Raw genomic sequence first — 19828 nt, forward strand, 5'->3', positions numbered from 1 at the left:
CGCTTTACAAATCCAGTACCAGGCGGCCGCCTTTGGCGCGCGAGCAGCAGATCAGCATACTCTGCTGGCTGGCTTTCTCTTCCTCGCTGTAATACTGATCGCGGTGGTCCGCTTCCCCTTCCAGAATCATCGTTTCGCAGGTGCCGCACACCCCTTCGCGGCACAGGCATTCCACCTTCGCCGCTTTGTTATTCTCAATAACCTGCAAAATGGTCATGTCCTGCGGTACGGTAAATTCGCGTCCGGAACGCGCCAGCACCAGGGTAAACGCCTCTCCGCCTTTATCCTCAACGATAAACTGCTCAAAGTGCAGCTGACTGGCGGGCACCTGATGGCGTTCGGCGGCGGCTTTCACCGCCTCGTTAAGCGCCGCCGGGCCGCAGGTATACACGTGGGTTCCGGGCTCGAGGTCGGCGAACAGGCGCGGCAGGTCGAGACGGCTGCCGAGCGCTGATACATGAATATTGACCCGATCTCGCCACGGCGCGGCGCTGAGCGCATCGACGAAAGCATTATTGTCGGCGTCGTGGAAACAGTAGTGCAGCTGCCAGTTGGCCTGCTGTTGTTCCAGTTCCGGAATATGGGACAAGAATGGCGTGATGCCGATACCGCCGGCGATCAGCAGATGTTTTCGCGCCTGTGGTTCGATGGCGAACAGGTTGTTGGGCGTGGACACCGTCAGGGTATCGCCCGGGCGCACCTGCTGGTGCATAAAGCGCGAGCCGCCTTTGGAAGGCGACTCAAGACGCACCGCAATCTGCCAACTGGTGGTATCCAGCGGCGAGCTCATCAGCGAATAGGCATTGCTGTAGCGCTGCTCGCCATCCTGCATCTGGACGATAATATGGCTACCGCCGCTGAATCCCGGCAGCGGGGCGCCGGTCGGCGACACTAGCGTAAAACGCTTCACCTGGGCGGTGATCTGTTCAACATCGCGAACGATCGCCTCAAACATTTGATAATCAGACATCGCTGAACTCCATCAAAAATCCCGGCGTGGCCAGCGCCGCCGCCGGGAGAGGACATTTACAACCCCTGGCAGAGGTACTTCATCTCCAGGTAATCTTCGATTCCGTGTTCCGACCCTTCGCGGCCAAGGCCGGACTGCTTCACTCCGCCAAATGGCGCGACTTCGTTGGAAATCAGCCCGGTATTGATGCCGACCATCCCGTATTCCAGCTGCTCGGAGACGCGCCAGATACGGGCGGCATCGTTGCTGTAAAAATAGGAGGCGAGGCCGTAGATGGTGTTATTCGCCTGCTCGATGACCTGCTGCTCATCGTCAAATTTCACCAGCGCGGCCACCGGGCCGAAGATCTCTTCCTGCAGCAGCAGTGACCCCGGCTGTACGTCGCCGATAACCGTAGGGGTGAAGAAATTACCGCCCAGTGGGTGCGCTTTACCGCCGGTTAACAGCGTTGCGCCGCGGGTCAGGGCGTCGTCGAGCAGGGACTGGACTTTGCGCCCGGCGTCGGCGTTGATAAGCGGGCCAATCTGTACATCGGACTCGCTGCCATCGCCAACTTTCAGGGCGGCGACGCGGGCCACGAACTTATCGCAGAATTGGTCGTAGACGGCGCGATGAATATAGAAGCGGTTAACGCAGACGCAGGTTTGCCCGGCGTTGCGGAACTTGGCGATCAGCGCTCCCTCGACCGCTTTATCGATATCGGCATCGTCAAAGACGATAAACGGCGCGTTACCGCCGAGCTCTAAAGAGAGCTTTTTGATGGATTCCGCGCACTGGCGCATCAGCACGCGGCCAACTTCGGTCGAGCCGGTAAAGGAGAGTTTACGCACCCGCTCATCGCCGGTGAACACCGCGCCAATTTCGCGCGACTGGCCGGTAACGACGTTAATAACGCCCTGCGGGATCCCGGCCTGAATCGCCAGTTCCGCCATCGCCAGCGCGGTAAACGGCGTTTCGTTAGCCGGCTTAATCACCATCGTGCAGCCAGCGGCCAGCGCCGGGCCAGCCTTGCGGGTGATCATCGCCGCCGGGAAGTTCCACGGGGTGATCGCCGCGCAGACGCCCACGCCCTGGCGGATCACCATCAGGCGTTTATCCGCGCCAGGGGAGGGGATTATTTCGCCGTTGGTGCGTTTGCCCTGTTCGGCAAACCACTCGATAAACGAGGCGGCATAGGCGATTTCACCTTCCGCCTCCGCCAGCGGCTTGCCCTGCTCGGCGGTCATGATCTGCGCCAGCGCGGTCTTGTTTTCGAGGATCAGGCGGTGCCAGTTCTTCAATAACGCGGCGCGCTGGGCGGCGGTAAGCGCGCGCCAGGCCGGCAGCGCGGCCACGGCGGCATCCACCGCCTGCTGCGCTTCCGTCCGGCCCATATTGGGGATCAGGCCGAGCGTCGCGCCGGTGGAAGGGTTGCTGACGGCAAGCGTCGTGCCGTCGGCGGCGTCGCGCCAGCTTCCGGCAATCAGCGCCTGCTGGCGAAACAGATCTGAGTGAAACACGGACATAGCCAACTCCTTCAACGATTACGGCTGGAACACCTGGGCCACCAGATTGTGGAAATGCGCGATCCCGTGCTCGGAGATCCCGCTGCCGCTGTTATCCGCCATAATGCGCCCCTGTCCGCGATAGCCGCGGGACTTCAGCCCCTTCTGCACGCTTTCCACCAGGCGTAAATCTTCCGGGCGGAACACGTCGCGATACCACTCAATCAGCGCTTTCTGATCGTCAGTCAGCTCTTCGTTGGTGAAATAGATGTCGTAATTCTGCAGAGTGGTCTCTTCATCCACCGGGAATTCATAGATCACGGTCATCATGCCCTTGATCGGCGTCACGTTGAACATGGTGCACGGCCATAGCCAGAAACCGTGGAACGCGGCGTCGGTACCTTCTTCGAATTTAAACGACTGCTCGGACGGCTTGGCGAAGCCATACTGCAGCGTCCATTTGCCGTGCATGGTGTGCCAGTAACGGTCAACCTGTACGGAATCCGAGAAGCCCGGGTGCGCCGGGCCGCAGTGGTAACATTCCAGATAGTTATCGACGATATTTTTCCAGTTCGCCGGGGTGAGAGTGGTAAAGCGCGCCGCCAGTTTCAGATCATGTACGTCCGGGCAGGCTTCCAGCACTTTGTCCTGCAGGCCCGGCAGCTGCGTTTCCACGCTCTCCGCTTGCGGGTTCATATTGATAAACACAAAGCCGGCATACTCTTCCAGGCGAACCGGCACCAGCGTTGCCTTTTCGCTATCGAAATTCGCCACGTTTTCGCAGTTGCGGGCGTGGGCGAGATTGCCGTCAAGCTTGAAGGCCCAGGCGTGATAGGGGCAGGTAATCACGTTTTTGGCTTTACCTTCACCGCTCAGCAGCTGGTGGCCGCGGTGCGGGCAGACGTTATAGAAAGCGCGCAGAATATTGTCGCGGCCGCGGACGATAACGATATTTTCGCCAATGATCTCCCGGGTGATGTAGTCGTTCGGCCGGGCGACCTCGCTGCCGTGGGCGACGCAAATCCAGCTATTGGCGAAGATGCGCTCTTTCTCGTGTTCAAACGCCTGGCTGTCGGTATAAAAACGGGCCGGAATGGTCCAGGCATCCTGCGGATTGGCGCAAAAGTTAATCGGCAGAGTAAAGTCAGGGCTCAAATTGCTCATGTAAGGTCACCTTGTGATTATTGTCAGTAAGAGGTTTTACAGCGACTGGCCGTCGCCTTTGAGTACCGTGCCAACCGGTAGCGTCTCGGCTTTAATCATTGGCTCGGGCGTATGGGTTTCTATCTGATTGACCGGCACGTGGGCGTAGTCCTGTTTTAGCCAGCGCACGAAGCCGCCGGTCTTGATCAGTAAAATGGCCAGGAATGGTAGGGCGGTCAGCACCACGGTGGTTTTCATGGTCTCAAGCGAAGCGCCGGTAAACAGAATCGATAGCGGGATGAGGGTGATCACCACGCACCAGAACAGGCGCATGCCGCGATCCGGATCGTCGCCTTCGCGCAGGTTACGGGTACTGGTCGCCGCCATGGTGTAGGCCACCGCATCCATGTGCGAGGCGAGGAAAACGATCATCACGAACAGATAGGCGGCGAGGAACAGCTTGCCCGCCGGCAGCGACATCAGGACCTGCTGGACGGCGGTTTCGCCGCCAAGAGTTTGCATCACCTGCGGTACGTTAATCACGCCGTTAACGAACTGGTGCATGGCGTAGCTTTCCATCACCCCAAAGAAGAACCAGCAGCCAGCGGTGCTACCAAGGAGCAGTCCCCAGATCACCTCTTTGATTTTGCGCCCGCGGGAGACGCGGGTGACGAACATCGCCACGCCCGGGGTATAGGAGATCCACCACAGCCAGTAGAAGACGGTCCAGTTGCGGGTAAAGGCGCCGTCGCCGAGGGGATCGGTAAACAGGCTCATCTGCAGGAAGTTCTGAGTCGTCAGGCCGACGGCGTTAATGATGTTATTGGTGATGAATTCGGTCGGGCCAACCAGTAATACCACCAACGGCAGCAGAAACGCCCCCCAGCCGACCATTTTGCTCAGGCGCTGCAGGCCGTTGTTGATGCCAATCCACGAACTCATGCAGAAAATACCGCCGGAGAGCAGGATCACAAACGCCTGCACGGTGAAGTTATCCGGCAGTCCGGTCAGCGCTGACAGGCCGCGGGTGAAGGTGGCGGCAGTGACCACCAGCGAAATGGTTAACGCGCCGACGGTAGCGATCAGGAACATCAGATCGACCAGACGGCCCCAGAAGCCCTGCGGACTCACTCCGGTGATCGCTGAAATGATCCCGGAGAGGCTGAGGCCTTTATTTTTCCGCACGTGGAAGTGATAGGCCATGATCAGCGAAGCGAGAGTGTAGGTCGCCCAGGCGCTAACCCCCCAGTGGAAGAAAGAATAAGGGATGCTGTATTCCAGCGCTTTCGGCGATTGCGGAGCAATGTTCAGGCCCGGGGTCTGGTAGTAATAAGCCCATTCGGCAACGCCCCAGTACAGCGTGGAGGAGCCGAGCCCGGCGCAGATAAACATAAACAGCCATGAGAGGGTACTGTATTCGACTTTACCTTCGCCGAGACGGATATTGCCGTATTTGCTGGTCGCCAGATAGAGCACCAGTCCCAGCGCCAGCAGCACCAGTACCTGTACCGTGGAACCCAGCAGGCGGGTCACGCCGTTAAAAATCGAATCAGCCGCCTGCGCGGTTTGCTGCGGGAAGAGACTTAATGTAGCGGCGATGAAAACAATGGCCGCCAGGCTGATGGCAATCAGCGGCACATCTTTTTTCTTTACGTTGCTCAACATGGGTGATCTCCTGGGCATGATTGCCCGTCGGTGGCTTTAGCCTGTCGTTGTTATCACGCTGTAGGGTCAAGGTTCGTAGCAAAAGCTATTAACAATCGGATTATTTCTTCGTTACATGAATTAAACAATTGGCCGTTTCGTGAAGCAATAAAACACGGAACGGAAATAATAAAAGGTGAATTGGCGCAGGTTCTGTCCTTTCAGGAATTAATAAAGTTCACCGCTGTGATGCGGTCCACTTGTCAATCGTGGGGGATTCTGCATAGCGAAAAGAGAGGGAAGTTGGCGCAGGTCTTCCCGGGTAGCGGCTGCGCCTTACCCGTGCTTGCTACTCGCGGTGTCGTTTTTTTGTCGGGTGGCGGCTAACGCCTTACCCGACCTACGGTCCGTGCCATTGCGAGCTTAAGATCTCTACCTTGTCCCTATGGCTACTGAAACTGCCGGTGTTGGCGGCCTCAACATCGCTGAGACGTTCCCGGCAGGTCGGGGCAGCCCGCAGGGATGCGGGCTGAGGGCCGTGTTTTGCACGGACGCTGCCTCGGCCCGACCCGAAGCCTGCAGGGATAAGTCGAAGGCACCACGAAGTGGCGATGTTGCTGGCCGGAGCCCGGGGGTACAGGGGGCGGCGGCGACTGGCCGCCCCCTGTGCGCTCCCTGCGCCAGAAGAGACATAACACGGAAGACATATCGGGAGCGCAATGTGCCCGGAAATAACACAGAACAAACGTTTTTCCCGGGGCGAAACTGTTGCAAACCGATAACAGTATCTACATTATCGTGCCTTTTGTAGCCCCGGTAAGCGCCGCGCCACCGGGGAGCGGCCGGGGTAATTACGCCAAAATGGCCTTGCAGATGGCGTCGCTGACCTGTTGCGTTGACGCGCTGCCTTTCATATCCGGGGTTTTCGGCCCGCTGGCAATCACCTGCTCAATCGCCGCCAGGATGCCGTTGTGCGCGGCGTGATAGCGCGCATCGCCGTTGCCGAGGAAATCGAGCATCATCGCCCCGGCCCATATGGTGGCGATCGGGTTGGCGATATTTTTACCGTAGATATCCGGCGCGGATCCGTGAACCGGCTCGAACAGTGACGGGAAGGTGCGCTCCGGATTGAGATTGGCCGACGGCGCAATACCGATAGTGCCGGTACAGGCCGGGCCGAGATCGGAGAGAATATCGCCGAACAGGTTGGAGCCGACCACCACGTCAAAACGCTCCGGCTGCAGCACGAAGCGGGCGCACAGGATATCGATATGCTGCTTGTCCCAGCGAATATCCGGATAGTTTTTGGCCATCTCTTCCACCCGCTCATCCCAGTAGGGCATGCTGATCGCCAGACCGTTGGATTTGGTCGCCGAAGTCAGCGTTTTGCGTGGGCGGCTTTGCGCCAGTTCGAAGGCGTAGCGCAGGATCCGGTCCACGCCGCGGCGGGTAAAGACCGACTCCTGAATCACCACTTCATGCTCGGTGCCTTCATTGGCGCGCCCGCCGAGGGCGGAATATTCGCCCTCGGTATTTTCGCGCACCACGTAAAAATCGATATCGCCGGCCTTTTTACCCGCCAGCGGGCAGGGGACGCCGGGGAACAGACGCACCGGACGCAGGTTGACGTATTGGTCAAACTCACGGCGGAACTTCAGCAGCGACCCCCACAGCGAAATGTGGTCGGGAACGGTATCCGGCCAGCCGACGGCGCCGAAGTAGATGGCATCGAAGCCCTGCAGCTGCTCGCGCCAGTCGTCCGGCATCATCTTGCCGTGATGGGCATAATATTCGCAGCTTGCCCACTCCATCTGCTCGAAGCTCAATGACAGATCCCAACGCTGTGCGGCGGCTTGCAGCACGCGAATCCCTTCAGGCAGAACTTCTTTGCCAATTCCGTCACCCGGGATGGCGGCAATACGATAGGTTTTTTTCATTCCGGTTCTCACTTTTTAGCGATGATGTTTGACCACCTGCCTATCCTATAATTGACTGGTTCATAATTAATCACGCTAACTGGTGAAACATAAAACACAGATCATGAATAATCTGCCGCTGCTAAATGATTTACGCGTCTTTATGCTGGTCGCTCGCCGGGCCGGGTTCGCCGCCGCCGCCGAAGAGCTTGGCGTATCACCGGCGTTCGTCAGCAAGCGGGTTTCGCTGCTGGAGCAAACCCTGAATGTGGTGTTGCTGCACCGGACTACCCGCCGGGTCACCATTACCGAGGAGGGGGAGCGGATCTACGAATGGGCGCAGCGCATTTTGCAGGATGTCGATGAGATGATGGACGAGCTTTCCGACGTACGTCAGGTGCCGCAGGGAACGCTGCGTATTATCAGTAGCTTCGGCTTTGGTCGCCGGGTGGTGGCCCCGGCGCTGTCGGCGCTGGCCCTTCAGTACCCGCAGCTGGAACTGCGTTTCGATGTCCAGGACCGGCTGGTGGATTTAGTCAATGAAGGGGTGGATCTCGATATTCGCGTGGGCGATGATATCGCGCCGAATCTGATTGCCCGCCAGCTGGCGGCCAACCACCGCGTGCTCTGCGCCTCGCCGCAATTCCTTGCCCGCCATCCACCGCCGAAACAGCTGAGCGATCTGGCCGCCTTACCCTGCCTGGTGATTAAAGAACGCGATCATCCGTTTGGCATCTGGCAGTTGCACAGCAAAGAGGGGCAGCATGCGATCAAGGTGACCGGGCCGCTGTCGTCCAACCATGGTGAAATTGTGCATCAGTGGTGTCTTGACGGGCAGGGGATTGCGTTACGTTCATGGTGGGACGTCCGGGAGAATATCGCCAGCGGCCATCTGGTGCATGTGCTGCCGGAATTCTTTCAGCCTGCAAACGTCTGGGCAGTCTATGTCTCCCGGTTGGCGACGTCGGCTAAAATTCGCACCACCGTGGAGTTTCTGCGCCACTACTTTCAGCAGCACTATCCGCAGCATGAGCCGACGGCCAGCGCCGTCGGCAGAGGCGATTAAACCCCAAGGCGGTCGCGCAGGCTGTAGTAGGCGGCGCCCATGGCGGTAAAAGGAATGCGCAGGCTGCGGCCGCCCGGGAACGGGTAGTGCGGCAGTTTGGCGAAGGCGTCGAACCGCTCGGCGTCGCCGCGCAGCAGCTCTGAAATCAAGCGTCCGGCAAGGTGGGTACAGGTCACGCCGTGGCCGCTGTAGCCCTGCATGTAGTAAATATTGTTATCGAGACGGCCGAACTGCGGCATCCGCGACAGGGTCAGCAGGAAGTTGCCGGTCCAGCGGTAGTCAATTTTCACCCCCTGCAGCTGCGGGAAGGTTTTCAGCAGCTTCGGCATAATCAGCCGCTCCACGTCGTCCGGATCGCGCGCGCCGTAGACCACGCCGCCGCCGTACAGCAGACGGTTGTCGCCGGTCAGACGGTAGTAGTCCAGCAGGTAGTTACAATCTTCCACACAGTAGTTTTTCGGGATCAGCGAGCGGGCGACCTCTTCCGACAGCGGAGCGGTAGTGACCACCTGGGTGCCACACGGCATGCTGCGTTTCGCCAGCTCCGGCTCCAGTTTATCGCCAAGATAGGCGTTGCCGGCGACGATCACGTAGCGCGCGGTGACCTGGCCGCGCGCGGTGCTGACCACCGCCGGGCTGCTGTGCTGGATGCGGGTGACCGGCGACTGCTCATACACCCGGCCGCCGTTCAGGCGAATGGCGTCCGCTTCACCGATGGCGAGGTTCAGCGGGTGAATATGGCCGCCGCTGTGGTCAAGCAGGGCGCCGACGTAGCGGTCGCTGTCCACTTCACGACGAATGGCCTCTCTGTCCAGCAGCTCCAGTTGGGTGTTGCCGTAGCGCTCCCAGTTGGCTTTCTGCTCTTCCAGGGTTTCCAGCTGTTTATGGTTCATCGCCACGAACAGGCCGCCCGGGCGGTAATCGCACTGGATCTGATACCGCTGGATGCGCTCGCGAATAATATCGCCGCCTTCGAACATCATGCTGCCGAGCATTTTGGCCGCATCCGGGCCGTAGTTCTTCTCAATGACGTCGATATCGCGGCTATAGGAGTTGACCAGCTGACCGCCGTTGCGGCCGCTGGCGCCGAAGCCGATGCGCGCCCCTTCCAGCACCACCACGTCGTAGCCCATTTCGGCCAGATGCAGAGCTGAGGAGAGGCCGGTGTAGCCGCCGCCGACAACGCAGACGTCACAGTTGATGGAGCCCTCCAGCGTCGGGAACGGTTCATACTTATTGGCGCTGGCGGCGTAGTAGCTAGTGGTATGTTCAGTCATGATCAAGACTCCAGGGCAATCCAGATGGTTTTCAGTTCGGTGAATTTTTCCAGCGCGTGCAGCGATTTATCGCGCCCGTTGCCGCTCTGCTTGTAGCCGCCGAACGGAACGGTCATATCACCATCGTTATAGTTGTTGACGAAGACCGAGCCAGCCTTCAGGCGACGGCTCATGCGGTGGGCGCGTGACAGATCGCGGGTCCACACGGCGGCGCCGAGACCGTAGTCGCTGTCATTGGCAAGCAGCAGCGCCTGTTCTTCGCTTTTGAAGCGCGTGACCACCAGTACCGGGCCGAAGATCTCTTCCCGGCTGAGGGTCGATGCCGGGTCGACGTCAACGAAAATGGTCGGGCCGACGGCGGCAGGCCACGGATTTTTCCGTCCGTCGAGGAACAGCGTGCTTTTGGCTTCGCCACCGCGGATAAAACTGTGCACGTTGTCGGCATGGGCGTTATCAATCAACATGCCCATGGTGGTGTCCGGATCGAGCGGGTTACCCGGCTGCCAGTGTTGTGCTTCGGTTTTCAGCCGCGCCAGAAACTCGTCAGCGATGCTCTCCTCCAGCAGCAGACGGGTCCCGGCGATACACACCTGGCCTTGGTTATAGAAGATGCCGCCGGCGGTGGCGCTGACCGCTTGTTGCAGATCCGGGCAGTCGGCGAAGACGATGTTGGCGCTCTTGCCGCCCGCTTCCAGCCACACGCGCTTCATATTGCTGTCGCCGGCGTCTTTCAGCAGCTGCTTGCCGGTACGGGTGGAGCCGGTAAAGGTAATGACTTCAACATCAGGATGCAGGGCCAGCGCCTGTCCGGCCTCGTGGCCAAAGCCGCTGACCACGTTCAACACGCCGTCCGGCAGGCCGGCCTCTTTCGCCAGCCCGGCCAGACGCAGGGCGGTGAGCGGCGATTTTTCTGAGGGTTTGAGGATCACGCTGTTGCCCGCCGCCAGCGCCGGACCGAGTTTCCAGCAGGCCAGCAGTAGCGGGAAGTTCCACGGCACCACCGCGGCAATCACGCCAATTGGTTCACGAACGATCATCGCCAGCTCGTTGCCGCCGGTGGGCGCGACTTCGCCATAGACTTTATCCAGCGCCTCGGCGTACCAGCGAATGGCGCGGGCGGCGCCGGGAATATCGTCGCGCAGGCTGTGGCGGATCGGTTTGCCGGTATCCAGCGTTTCCAACAGCGCCAGCTCTTCACAATGGGTTTCCATCAGGTCAGCAAAGCGAGTGAGAACCGCTTTACGCCGGGCCGGAGAGGCCTGCGACCAGTCGCCATTATCAAAAGTCTGGCGCGCGGCCTTCACCGCCCGTTCGACGTCGGCTTTTTTACCGCGGGCGACCTGCGCTAATGTCTGCTGCGCGGCAGGGTCGATAGTTTCAAAGGTGGTATTATCGGCCGCGGCGCAATATTCGCCGTTAATAAATAAGCGCGTTTCAATGGCCAGGTTTTTCGCTTTTTCCTGCCAGTAAGCCAGGTGCTGAAAATTCATCATGACTCCTTAAAAACATTATCGGCACATTAATCAGTTCGGCGTTTTCAGGCTGCACGGGGGCACTGCGCCGGGCGCAGGCATAACGTATCCCCGGAGTTGAATACCGTTTTATTCCCCTGAATGGCGACAGGTTGTTTACAACCCGAATTATTCAGGAGCGAGTCGCCATTCACTGGCGTTAATTATTTCGGGGCCAACAGGAAATAATATTCCGTACGGCGCAGGCGTAATTACTACGATTTCTTCGCCGCGACGAAAATAGATATTCCGCCGCGACAGGCCTGAAGAAAGCCTGAACCTCGTTCAGGCTAAATAATCAGAATGTGGTGGGGGTGTGGGCACTGATGATGCGGCAGATGCCTGCCGAGGTGTTGCTGAAGCTGTGCGGGATGCCGGTATTAATGGCATAGCTCTGTCCAGCCACCAGGTGATACGACTGACCGTTAATGGTCAGCACGATCTCACCTTCCAGTATGGTGCCTATCTCCTCACCCTGATGCTTAATTCTCTCCCCGGTCGTGGTTCCAGGCTGGTAAGTTTCAAAAATCATCGCCAGCGTACGGTTCGGATTTCCGTTATGAACCAGCTTCATGGAAACGCCCTGACTTCCCATCTCAATCAGGTCATCCTGATTAATGACCACCTGGGGTTCGTCCGGCTTTTCGGGTTCAGAAAAGAATTCCGAGAGCGACAGCCCATAGACTTTCAGCAGCTTTTGCAGCGTACTGATGGCAGGACTGACTTTGTCCTGCTCTATGGTGCTGATGGCACTATGTGTCAACCCAGACAGTTCGGCGGCACGACGCTGTGAGAGACCCAGCTGTTGGCGGATCTCTGACAGACGTTTCCCTGGCGCCAGTCCGTCATCGCTCATATTTGCATTTCCTTAACGGTAGTGGTCAGCGCCGCCGCTTTTCAGCATGATGGCCCTGACAGGCGGTGATAAAACCATCAAACAACATACGCGACAGGGCGTATTCGCTACTGTTCCATTCAGGATGCCACTGTACGCCCAACGCGAAAGGATGATCGTTCACGCTGACCGCTTCCACCAGTCCATCCGGCGCTCGCGCCTCCACGCGCAGCTGCGGACTCAGGGTTTTTGCCCCTTGCCCATGTAGCGAGTTTACCCAAAACGTGTTGCAGCCCGGTATCAATTGCGACAGCAATCCTCCTTCCTGAACCTCAACCTGATGGGACGGCGCATACTGCTGCTCGACGGGTAGTTCAGGATCTTCACGATGTTCAAGGAGCTCAGGCTGCTCGAACAGACGACGATACAGAGTCCCGCCGGTGGCGACAACCAGTTCCTGCAGTCCACGACAGATGGCGAAAATGGGGATGCGCCTTTCGAGCGCGGCGTTAATCAGCGCCATGCTCAGAAGATCACGCCCGGGGTCGGCGTCAGGCTCATCGCCGTTTTCACCATAAAGGTGCGGCTGCACATTACTGGGGCTGCCTGGCAGGTAAATCCCGTCCAGTTTATCGACTAACGCGTTCAGCAGCTCCGGCTCCGCCAGCGCATGCGGCAGGGCGATCGGCAATCCGCCGTGGTTAACAATGGCATTCAGGTACTTTTCTTGCAGAGTCTGGGTCTGGTGACCCTTAAGCCTGTTTCTACACATCACGACGCCAATAACTGGCTTGTACATTATATTTTCCATGATCGCCCTCACAAAGTGGACTAAATTATGACCGCTATAGCGGGTTTAACGGCCATATCGTTCAATATTTTCTCAATCTAGCAGTGGAAATAGCCCTTTGCAAACTTAATTTAACATTTGACAAACAATTTATTTGCATACACAGTCGATGGGGTGGACATTATATTTAACGGTCTGAGCACAGGACCGAAACCCAACCAACGGCGGTGAATCATGGAAACCAATATCGTAGAAGTTGAGAACTTTGTTCAGCAGACGGAAGAGAGACGGGTCAGCGCGTTCGCGAAAGAAGTGAAGCGCTACCTCGAAACCTACCCCGATACCCAGTATGTCGATGTCCTCCTTACCGACCTGAACGGCTGCTTCCGCGGCAAGCGCATTCCGGTTGCCGGCCTGAGCAAACTGGAGAAAGGCTGTTATTTCCCGGCCTCGGTGTTTGCAATGGATATTCTTGGCAATGTGGTGGAAGAGGCCGGCCTGGGTCAGGATATGGGCGAACCGGATCGCAGCTGCATTCCGGTACCCGGCACCTTAACGCCTTCGGCGGCTGACCCACAATCGATAGCCCAGGTACAGCTGACCATGGTTGATGAAGATGGCGCTCCCTTTGACGTTGAGCCGCGGAACGTACTCAACCGCCTCTGGCAGCAGTTACGCCAGCGCGGGCTGTTCCCCGTGGTAGCGGTAGAGCTGGAGTTCTATTTACTGGACCGCAAACGCGACGCAGAAGGCTACCTCCAGCCGCCGTGCGCGCCGGGCACCGACGATCGCAACACCCAAAGCCAGGTCTACTCCGTCGATAACCTGAACCACTTTGCCGACGTGCTTTATGACATCGACGAGCTGGCCAAACTACAGCTGATCCCCGCCGACGGCGCGGTGGCGGAAGCCTCGCCGGGCCAGTTTGAAATCAACCTTCACCATACCGATAACGTGCTGGATGCCTGCGATGATGCGCTGGCGTTAAAACGTCTCGTGCGTTTAATGGCGGAGAAGCATAAGATGCACGCCACTTTTATGGCGAAGCCTTATGAAGAGCATGCGGGCAGCGGGATGCACATCCACATCAGCATGCTGAACAATAAAGGGGAAAACGTGCTGGTGGACGGCGACGGGGAAGACTCTGTGCTGCTCAAACGCGCGCTGGCCGGGATGATCGATCTGATGCCGGCCTCGATGGCGCTGCTGGCGCCGAACGTGAACTCGTATCGCCGCTTCCAGCCGGGGATGTACGTCCCGACGCAGGCTTCGTGGGGGCATAACAACCGCACCGTGGCCTTGCGTATTCCGTGCGGCGAGCGGCAGAACCACCGCGTCGAGTATCGCGTGGCGGGGGCGGACGCCAACCCGTATCTGGTGATGGCGGCGATTTTTGCCGGCATTCTGCACGGGCTGGATAACCCCCAGCTGCCTTTGCAGGAAGAGGTGGAAGGTAACGGTCTGGAACAAGAGGGCCTGCCGTTCCCGATCCGCCAGAGCGATGCGCTGTGGGAGTTTATGCAGAACGATCATCTGCGCGAGCGCCTCGGTGAGCGTTTCTGCCACGTTTTCCATGCCTGTAAGCATGATGAATTACTGCAGTTTGAGCGTCTTATCACAGAAACCGAAATTGAGTGGATGTTGAAAAACGCCTGATGGTCGCCCCGCGAGGGGCCCATGAGTTTGGTAATCAGTAGCATCATACGGCCTGAGCGGAGCCTGGTCGTCCTTTTTGCTGGGAGCCCAGCCATTTCCCGGATGTCGCGTTAAGGAGCGCAGGCGGCAACGGGGCTTCAGTTAACGACACAGTGTGTGACGAGGAAATGAGATGATGCAGATGTTCAAATATCCGCAGGGAGAGGGAGGCCGCTCAGGCCGCATGGAATGCCAGCCAGCTACCGCTCACCGGTCCGTCTTACCCTTTTATCTATGCCTTACCCCTTTGCTAAGCAGGTTTGTCACGCGGACGTTGGGTCCGCAAACTGTTAACAGCAAGGGGGGAATGGGCGATGGCTATTAATCTTCCTGTGCATAACGCCGCTCAGGCGGGCAGACCACGCCTGCGTAAATCCCTCAAACTCTGGCAAGTGGTGATGATGGGGCTGGCCTATCTGACGCCGATGACGGTGTTTGATACCTTCGGCATCGTCTCCGGCATCAGCAATGGCCACGTACCGGCGTCTTATCTGTTGGCGCTGGCCGGGGTGCTGTTCACCGCCATCAGCTACGGCAAACTGGTGCGTCAGTTCCCGGAAGCCGGTTCCGCCTATACCTACGCGCAAAAATCCATCAGTCCGCACGTCGGTTTTATGGTCGGCTGGTCGTCGCTGCTCGATTATCTGTTTCTGCCGATGATCAACGTCCTGCTGGCGAAGATCTATCTCTCGGCGCTGTTCCCGGAGGTGCCGCCATGGGTGTGGGTGGTCACCTTTGTCGCCATTCTGACCGCCGCGAACCTGAAAAGCGTTAACCTGGTGGCCAACTTCAACACCCTGTTCGTGCTCGTGCAGATTTCGATCATGGTGGTGTTTGTCATTCTGGTGGTGCAGGGGCTGCACAAAGGCGAGGGGGTAGGGACCGTCTGGTCGCTGCAGCCGTTTATCAGCCAGAATGCGTATCTGATCCCGATTATTACCGGCGCGACGATTGTCTGCTTCTCGTTTCTCGGCTTCGACGCGGTGACCACGCTGTCGGAAGAAACCCCTGACGCCGCACGGGTGATCCCGAAAGCGATTTTTCTTACTGCGATGTACGGCGGCATTATTTTCATCGTCGCGTCGTTCTTTATGCAGCTGTTCTTCCCGGATATTCATCGCTTTAAAGACCCCGATGCCGCGCTGCCGGAGATTGCGCTGTACGTGGGCGGCAAGCTGTTCCAGTCGATTTTCCTCTGCACCACCTTTGTTAACACCCTGGCATCGGGCCTGGCCTCGCATGCCAGCGTCTCCCGTCTGCTGTACGTGATGGGCCGCGACAACGTCTTCCCGGAGCGCATTTTTGGCTATGTGCATCCGAAATGGCGTACCCCGGCGCTGAACGTGATTATGGTGGGTATTGTCGCGCTGTCGGCGCTGTTCTTCGACCTGGTGACCGCCACGGCGTTGATCAACTTCGGCGCGCTGGTGGCGTTCACCTTCGTAAATCTGTCGGTGTTCAACCACTTCTGGCGGCGCAAGGGGTATAACAAAACCTGGAAGGATCGGCTGCACTATCTGCTGTTGCCGATGGTCGGCGCGTTGACGGTGGGCGTGCTGTGGATCAACCTCGAGGCCACCTCGCTAACGCTCGGCCTGGTGTGGGCGGCGCTTGGCCTGCTGTACCTGGCTTACCTGACCCGACGCTTCCGTAAACCGCCGCCGCAGTTCGATGCCACCAAAGCGGAGCAGGCCTGGGAGTCATAAACGTTTGATGCTGCGATTGAACCAAGGCAGGCCCACAGGCCTGCCTTGGTTTTTGGTTCGGTAAGGGACAGTACAGGACGGTAAAGAAATCAGCAGAAAACGGCGGGGAACGGAAGGTATTATTTCTTCTTTTTATGGACAGGTAACTGACTGGCGCGCCGCTCTTTGAGGTACGACACCAGGCTGTAGATGGCGACGCCCAGCAGCGCCACCGCGACGATAAAGAGAATAAGACCCGACATAGACCAACCTAATATTCTGTTTAGAAAGGGAAAAAGATACAGGGCTCTGTTTGAAGATAACATCGGGATATGTCTGAAAGATGACGCCTCATCGCGAGAATATCCGGCGGCGGGGTTGTGATAAAATATTTCCCGCAGGAATGTGACCGCCCGGGTTTCACCTGAAAGGATGTAACACTCCGTTAAGTGATTTTACAGAAGTGCGGCGTACAGCGGGTTACGCTGACCGCGAATAAGAACGATCTGAGAGTCAGTCATGTATAAGAAATCCCTCAGCCTGCTGGGCGTGGTGCTGGCGCTGTCTGCCTTTGCCAGCCAGGCTGAAAGTGAACGTCAGGCGAGCCGCGAGCAGATCGTGGAGCAGGTCCTCAAGCCGTGTGAAGGCAAAAAAGCGGGCGATAAGGTGGTGATCACCGATCGCCGCGGCGGCGAGCACGAGGCCATTTGTACCCTTACGGCGGTTCCGCTACCGGAGTAATGCCCGCCGCAAGGTGCCGCTTAGCGATACCGCGGCGCAGGCTGTCCGGTTCGTGCGCTGGTAAACAGCGCCAGTCTGGACTGCTCAAAAGCCTCCCATAGTCCCAGGTCATGAACCGGTGGTAAGGTGACCTGTTCCCCCATCTCCAGCCCCCTGAGAGCGGCGTCCACCAGATCCTCTGTGGTCATCACCGTGCCGGTGGGCAGGGCGTTCAACGCCACGCCGGAGGTCGGCCAGAGATCGGTGGCGGTCGCCGCCGGCAATACCGCCTGAATACGCACGCCGCTGTCGGCAAACTCATCCTGCAGACCGCGGGTGAAGCTCAACACCCAGGCTTTACTGGCGCTGTAGACCGCGCTACCTGGCAGCGTATGTAGCGCGAGGATGGAGGCAATATTAATGAGCGTTCCCCGGCGTCGTGGGATGAAAGCGGCCAGCGCGGCATAGCTCAGGCGCAGCAGCGCCGTGGTATTGAGCGTATGAATCGCCTGGTGCTCCCGCGGCGTACTGGCGAGAAAACCCGCCATTTTCGCGGTGCCGGCGTTGTTAATGAACAGGTCGATGGCGGGATCCTGCTGCAGACGCTGCTCTACGGCGGCAATCCCGTGCTCTTCGCTAAGATCGGCTTTGAGGATGCTGGCCTGGATGGCGTAGCGCGCCTGCAGCTGGTCGGCGAGCGCCAGCAGCCGGTCTTCACGACGGGCGGCGAGGATCAGGTTGTAGCCGCGGGCGGCGAGTCGTTCGGCATAGATCGCGCCGATACCTGAGGACGCGCCAGTGATAAAAGCAGTGTGCGATGGTTGGGTCATGAGAATTGCCTCGTAAAAGGTTGCATTATTAAACCAAATTCAGCATGAGATATTAGGTTTAATAATGCAACCATTTTGTCCGGACTTTTTCATTTTTGCCTGCCGCGGGCAGCGTTTAGTCGTTCAGCGGAATAGCGATGGTGATGTCTGCCGGGGCCAGCTCACGGCCATCCGCCGCCTGCAGGACCAGCTTACGCAGGGGCTGGCGCTGCTGACGGTCAATGAGCCGGGTCGCCGGTTCGTCGGGCTCGAACAGATAGTCGTCTGCCCACTGGGAGAGGGCGACCAGCACCGTCTGCAGGGCACGGCCCTTGTCGGTCAGGACATACTCCTGCCAGGCGCTGCCATCGGAGGCCGGCTGCAGGCGCAGGATGCCTTCATCCACCAGCATTTTCAGCCGCCCGGCGAGCATGTTTTTGGCAATACCGAGGTTTTTCTGGAATTCGCTAAACCGGCACACCCCGCGTAGAGCATCGCGGACGATCAGCAGCGACCACCAGTCGCCGATAACATCGAGGGAGCGGGCGATAGGGCAACAGCTGTTTTCCAGACGGGTACGTTTCACGAAAGCCTCCAGGTTAATTGTTTCATTATAAAACTCTTTGCCCGGCAGGGGAAATTTTCGGCTACGGTCTAAGTTTGCGAGCGATTACCAGGAAAAATGTCATAAATCCGTCACAATTAACGCGATGATAATAAACGACTAAGGATGAAGGGATGAAAAAACGTCTACTTGCCGCCGCCGTTGCCGGCGCGGTGATGTTATCCGCTGGCGCTCAGGCGCAGGACTCGGCCGCCCCGGAGGGGTATCAGCTGCAGCAGGTGCTGATCATGAGCCGTCACAACCTGCGTGCGCCGCTGGCCAATAACGGCAGCGTGCTCGAGCAGTCCACCGCCAAGGCCTGGCCGCAGTGGGATGTGCCGGGCGGCCAGCTGACCACCAAAGGCGGCGTGCTGGAGGTGTATATGGGCCACTATATGCGCGAATGGCTGGCGCAGCAGAAGCTGGTGACCGGCGGTGAGTGCCCGCCGGAAAACGCGGTTTACGCCTATGCCAACAGCCTGCAGCGCACCGTCGCCACCGCGCAGTTCTTTATCACCGGCGCGTTCCCGGGCTGCGGTATCACGGTGCACCATCAGCCGCAGATGGGCACCATGGACCCGACCTTCAACCCGGTTATTACCGACGACTCCCCCGCGTTTCGCGAGAAAGCGCTGCAGGCGATGGAAAAAGAGCGTCAGGGGATGCAACTGACCGAGAGCTATAAGCTGCTGGAGACGATGATCGATTACCGCAACTCGCCCTCCTGCAAAGAGAAGCAGGTCTGCTCGCTGAGCGAGGGTAAAGATACCTTTAGCGCCGGTTATCAACAGGAGCCGGGGGTTTCCGGTCCGCTGAAGGTGGGCAACTCGCTGGTGGACGCCTTCACCCTGCAATATTATGAAGGTTTCCCGAAAGACCAGGTGGCGTGGGGGGAAATCACCAGCGATAAGCAATGGCAGGTGCTGTCGAAGCTGAAGAACGGCTACCAGGATAGTCTGTTTACCTCGGTAGCGGTGGCACAAAACGTCGCCAAACCGTTGGTTAAATATATCGATAACGCGCTGGTGGGCGAGGAGGCCAACAAGGCGAAAGTCACGCTGCTGGTGGGGCACGACTCGAACATCGCCTCGCTGCTGACGGCCCTGGACTTTAAGCCTTATCAACTACCTGGCCAGTACGAGCGCACGCCCATTGGCGGCAAACTGCTGTTTCAGCGCTGGCATGACAGCGCCGGTAATCGCGATCTGATGAAGATTGAGTATGTCTATCAAAGTACTGAACAGCTGCGTAACGCCGACGCGTTAACCCTGCAGGCCCCGCCGCAGCGGGTCACCCTGGCGCTTAACGGCTGCCCGGTTGACGATCAGGGATTCTGTCCGCTGGAGACCTTTAAAAAGGTGATCAACGAGGCGGCGAAATAATGTAAAAAACCCGGAGCAATCCGGGTTTTTTAGCAGGTTAGGGCGAGACCTGGCGGAAATAAACGTTCTAGACGTTTTTACGCTCAATCGTCTGTTCACCCCAGAACAGCGCATCTTTATCGGTTTTGGCAAAGGCCAGCGCCAGCACTTCGTCGCTGCCTTCCTCCCAGATTTGCTCCGCCAGTTTTTCATCGTAGTGGGCGACTTCGAAAATCGCCTCGGCGATCTCCGGCGAGGTGTTACGTAAACTTGCCCATTCGCCGACGCGATGTGCTTTTGCTTCTTGAGTTGGCATGT

At 58.3% G+C, this 19828-nt stretch carries 18 protein-coding genes; 5 read left to right on the forward strand and 13 right to left on the reverse strand.

Annotated elements, in window-relative coordinates:
- Positions 1-4: 4 nt before the first annotated feature.
- From AS136_RS05740 to AS136_RS05760, 5 genes are all read right to left on the reverse strand, one after another.
- Entirely contained in the window at positions 5-970 is a 966-nt protein-coding gene (locus AS136_RS05740; RefSeq protein WP_039103051.1) for a PDR/VanB family oxidoreductase, read from the reverse strand.
- A gap of 56 nt (positions 971-1026) precedes the next feature.
- Positions 1027-2475, reverse strand: coding sequence for an NAD-dependent succinate-semialdehyde dehydrogenase (locus tag AS136_RS05745; protein WP_063266690.1), 1449 nt, complete (start codon positions 2473-2475; stop codon positions 1027-1029).
- An 18-nt stretch (positions 2476-2493) separates the two neighbouring features.
- On the reverse strand, positions 2494-3618 hold the full coding sequence (yeaW, locus tag AS136_RS05750) for a carnitine monooxygenase, oxygenase subunit YeaW (protein WP_008805921.1): 1125 nt from the start codon (positions 3616-3618) through the stop codon (positions 2494-2496).
- A 36-nt stretch (positions 3619-3654) separates the two neighbouring features.
- Entirely contained in the window at positions 3655-5262 is a 1608-nt protein-coding gene (locus tag AS136_RS05755) for a BCCT family transporter (RefSeq protein WP_004201469.1), read from the reverse strand.
- Between the two features lie 830 nt (positions 5263-6092).
- On the reverse strand, positions 6093-7178 hold the full coding sequence (locus tag AS136_RS05760) for a tartrate dehydrogenase (RefSeq protein ID WP_008805922.1): 1086 nt from the start codon (positions 7176-7178) through the stop codon (positions 6093-6095).
- Positions 7179-7260: 82 nt separating this feature from the next.
- Between AS136_RS05760 and AS136_RS05765 the strand changes: the two genes are divergently transcribed.
- Positions 7261-8223, forward strand: coding sequence for a LysR substrate-binding domain-containing protein (locus AS136_RS05765; protein WP_008805923.1), 963 nt, complete (start codon positions 7261-7263; stop codon positions 8221-8223).
- Here AS136_RS05765 and AS136_RS05770 read toward each other — a convergent pair.
- The 4 genes from AS136_RS05770 to puuD form a co-directional block, all read right to left on the reverse strand.
- Positions 8220-9500 carry an NAD(P)/FAD-dependent oxidoreductase gene (locus AS136_RS05770; protein ID WP_008805924.1) on the reverse strand — a complete coding sequence of 427 codons (1281 nt, stop codon included), beginning with the start codon at positions 9498-9500 and terminating at the stop codon, positions 8220-8222. The two genes, AS136_RS05765 and AS136_RS05770, sit on opposite strands and share 4 nt — an antisense overlap.
- Positions 9501-9502: 2 nt before the next feature.
- Positions 9503-10990: an aldehyde dehydrogenase PuuC gene (gene puuC, locus AS136_RS05775; protein ID WP_063266691.1), complete on the reverse strand. Its 1488-nt coding sequence runs from the start codon at positions 10988-10990 to the stop codon at positions 9503-9505.
- 319 nt (positions 10991-11309) lie between these two features.
- Positions 11310-11867, reverse strand: a complete 558-nt coding sequence (gene puuR, locus AS136_RS05780; protein WP_002898590.1) for an HTH-type transcriptional regulator PuuR — start codon at positions 11865-11867, stop codon at positions 11310-11312.
- A gap of 25 nt (positions 11868-11892) precedes the next feature.
- The gene (puuD, locus tag AS136_RS05785) at positions 11893-12645 is read right to left on the reverse strand and encodes a gamma-glutamyl-gamma-aminobutyrate hydrolase (RefSeq protein ID WP_162494428.1); all 753 of its coding nucleotides are present in this window, start codon (positions 12643-12645) and stop codon (positions 11893-11895) included.
- Between the two features lie 225 nt (positions 12646-12870).
- Here puuD and AS136_RS05790 point away from each other — a divergent pair, with 225 nt between their 5' ends.
- The gene (locus AS136_RS05790; protein WP_008805927.1) at positions 12871-14292 is read left to right on the forward strand and encodes a glutamine synthetase family protein; all 1422 of its coding nucleotides are present in this window, start codon (positions 12871-12873) and stop codon (positions 14290-14292) included.
- A 353-nt stretch (positions 14293-14645) separates the two neighbouring features.
- Entirely contained in the window at positions 14646-16037 is a 1392-nt protein-coding gene (locus AS136_RS05795) for an APC family permease (RefSeq protein ID WP_063266692.1), read from the forward strand.
- Positions 16038-16156: 119 nt separating this feature from the next.
- On the opposite strand, the gene AS136_RS26375 is transcribed toward AS136_RS05795, so the two are convergent.
- Positions 16157-16279 carry a small membrane protein gene (locus tag AS136_RS26375; protein ID WP_002898600.1) on the reverse strand — a complete coding sequence of 41 codons (123 nt, stop codon included), beginning with the start codon at positions 16277-16279 and terminating at the stop codon, positions 16157-16159.
- Between the two features lie 256 nt (positions 16280-16535).
- On the opposite strand from AS136_RS26375, the gene AS136_RS05800 reads away from it, so the two are divergent.
- The gene (locus tag AS136_RS05800; RefSeq protein ID WP_008805930.1) at positions 16536-16757 is read left to right on the forward strand and encodes a hypothetical protein; all 222 of its coding nucleotides are present in this window, start codon (positions 16536-16538) and stop codon (positions 16755-16757) included.
- A 20-nt stretch (positions 16758-16777) separates the two neighbouring features.
- Here the strand turns inward: AS136_RS05800 and AS136_RS05805 are convergent, their stop codons facing one another.
- Together AS136_RS05805 and AS136_RS05810 are read right to left on the reverse strand one after the other, a co-directional pair.
- Complete coding sequence (locus AS136_RS05805; RefSeq protein WP_008805931.1) at positions 16778-17566, reverse strand: SDR family NAD(P)-dependent oxidoreductase; 789 nt, start codon at positions 17564-17566, stop codon at positions 16778-16780.
- 115 nt (positions 17567-17681) lie between these two features.
- Positions 17682-18131: a winged helix-turn-helix transcriptional regulator gene (locus AS136_RS05810; protein ID WP_063266693.1), complete on the reverse strand. Its 450-nt coding sequence runs from the start codon at positions 18129-18131 to the stop codon at positions 17682-17684.
- Positions 18132-18283: 152 nt separating this feature from the next.
- Here AS136_RS05810 and agp point away from each other — a divergent pair, with 152 nt between their 5' ends.
- A complete protein-coding gene (agp, locus tag AS136_RS05815) occupies positions 18284-19531 on the forward strand; it encodes a bifunctional glucose-1-phosphatase/inositol phosphatase (RefSeq protein ID WP_012968594.1) in 1248 nt (415 codons plus the stop codon).
- A gap of 67 nt (positions 19532-19598) precedes the next feature.
- Here agp and AS136_RS05820 read toward each other — a convergent pair whose 3' ends face one another.
- Positions 19599-19826 carry a YccJ family protein gene (locus AS136_RS05820; protein ID WP_008805934.1) on the reverse strand — a complete coding sequence of 76 codons (228 nt, stop codon included), beginning with the start codon at positions 19824-19826 and terminating at the stop codon, positions 19599-19601.
- Positions 19827-19828: the final 2 nt, after the last annotated feature.

The sequence above is a fragment of the Klebsiella sp. D5A genome, assembly GCF_001620885.1.
GTDB lineage: Bacteria > Pseudomonadota > Gammaproteobacteria > Enterobacterales > Enterobacteriaceae > Klebsiella > Klebsiella variicola.

Coding starts and splice junctions, on each gene's coding strand:
- AS136_RS05755 (WP_004201469.1), bottom strand. CDS start 5,262: ATGTTGAGCAACGTAAAGAAAAAAGATGTGCCGCTGATTGCCATCAGC.
- AS136_RS05800 (WP_008805930.1), top strand. CDS start 16,536: ATGTATAAGAAATCCCTCAGCCTGCTGGGCGTGGTGCTGGCGCTGTCT.
- AS136_RS05805 (WP_008805931.1), bottom strand. CDS start 17,566: ATGACCCAACCATCGCACACTGCTTTTATCACTGGCGCGTCCTCAGGT.
- AS136_RS05740 (WP_039103051.1), bottom strand. CDS start 970: ATGTCTGATTATCAAATGTTTGAGGCGATCGTTCGCGATGTTGAACAG.
- AS136_RS05745 (WP_063266690.1), bottom strand. CDS start 2,475: ATGTCCGTGTTTCACTCAGATCTGTTTCGCCAGCAGGCGCTGATTGCC.
- AS136_RS05795 (WP_063266692.1), top strand. CDS start 14,646: ATGGCTATTAATCTTCCTGTGCATAACGCCGCTCAGGCGGGCAGACCA.
- puuD (WP_162494428.1), bottom strand. CDS start 12,645: ATGTACAAGCCAGTTATTGGCGTCGTGATGTGTAGAAACAGGCTTAAG.
- agp (WP_012968594.1), top strand. CDS start 18,284: ATGAAAAAACGTCTACTTGCCGCCGCCGTTGCCGGCGCGGTGATGTTA.
- AS136_RS05790 (WP_008805927.1), top strand. CDS start 12,871: ATGGAAACCAATATCGTAGAAGTTGAGAACTTTGTTCAGCAGACGGAA.
- AS136_RS05820 (WP_008805934.1), bottom strand. CDS start 19,826: ATGCCAACTCAAGAAGCAAAAGCACATCGCGTCGGCGAATGGGCAAGT.
- AS136_RS26375 (WP_002898600.1), bottom strand. CDS start 16,279: ATGTCGGGTCTTATTCTCTTTATCGTCGCGGTGGCGCTGCTGGGCGTC.
- yeaW (WP_008805921.1), bottom strand. CDS start 3,618: ATGAGCAATTTGAGCCCTGACTTTACTCTGCCGATTAACTTTTGCGCC.
- puuR (WP_002898590.1), bottom strand. CDS start 11,867: ATGAGCGATGACGGACTGGCGCCAGGGAAACGTCTGTCAGAGATCCGC.
- AS136_RS05770 (WP_008805924.1), bottom strand. CDS start 9,500: ATGACTGAACATACCACTAGCTACTACGCCGCCAGCGCCAATAAGTAT.
- puuC (WP_063266691.1), bottom strand. CDS start 10,990: ATGAATTTTCAGCACCTGGCTTACTGGCAGGAAAAAGCGAAAAACCTG.
- AS136_RS05760 (WP_008805922.1), bottom strand. CDS start 7,178: ATGAAAAAAACCTATCGTATTGCCGCCATCCCGGGTGACGGAATTGGC.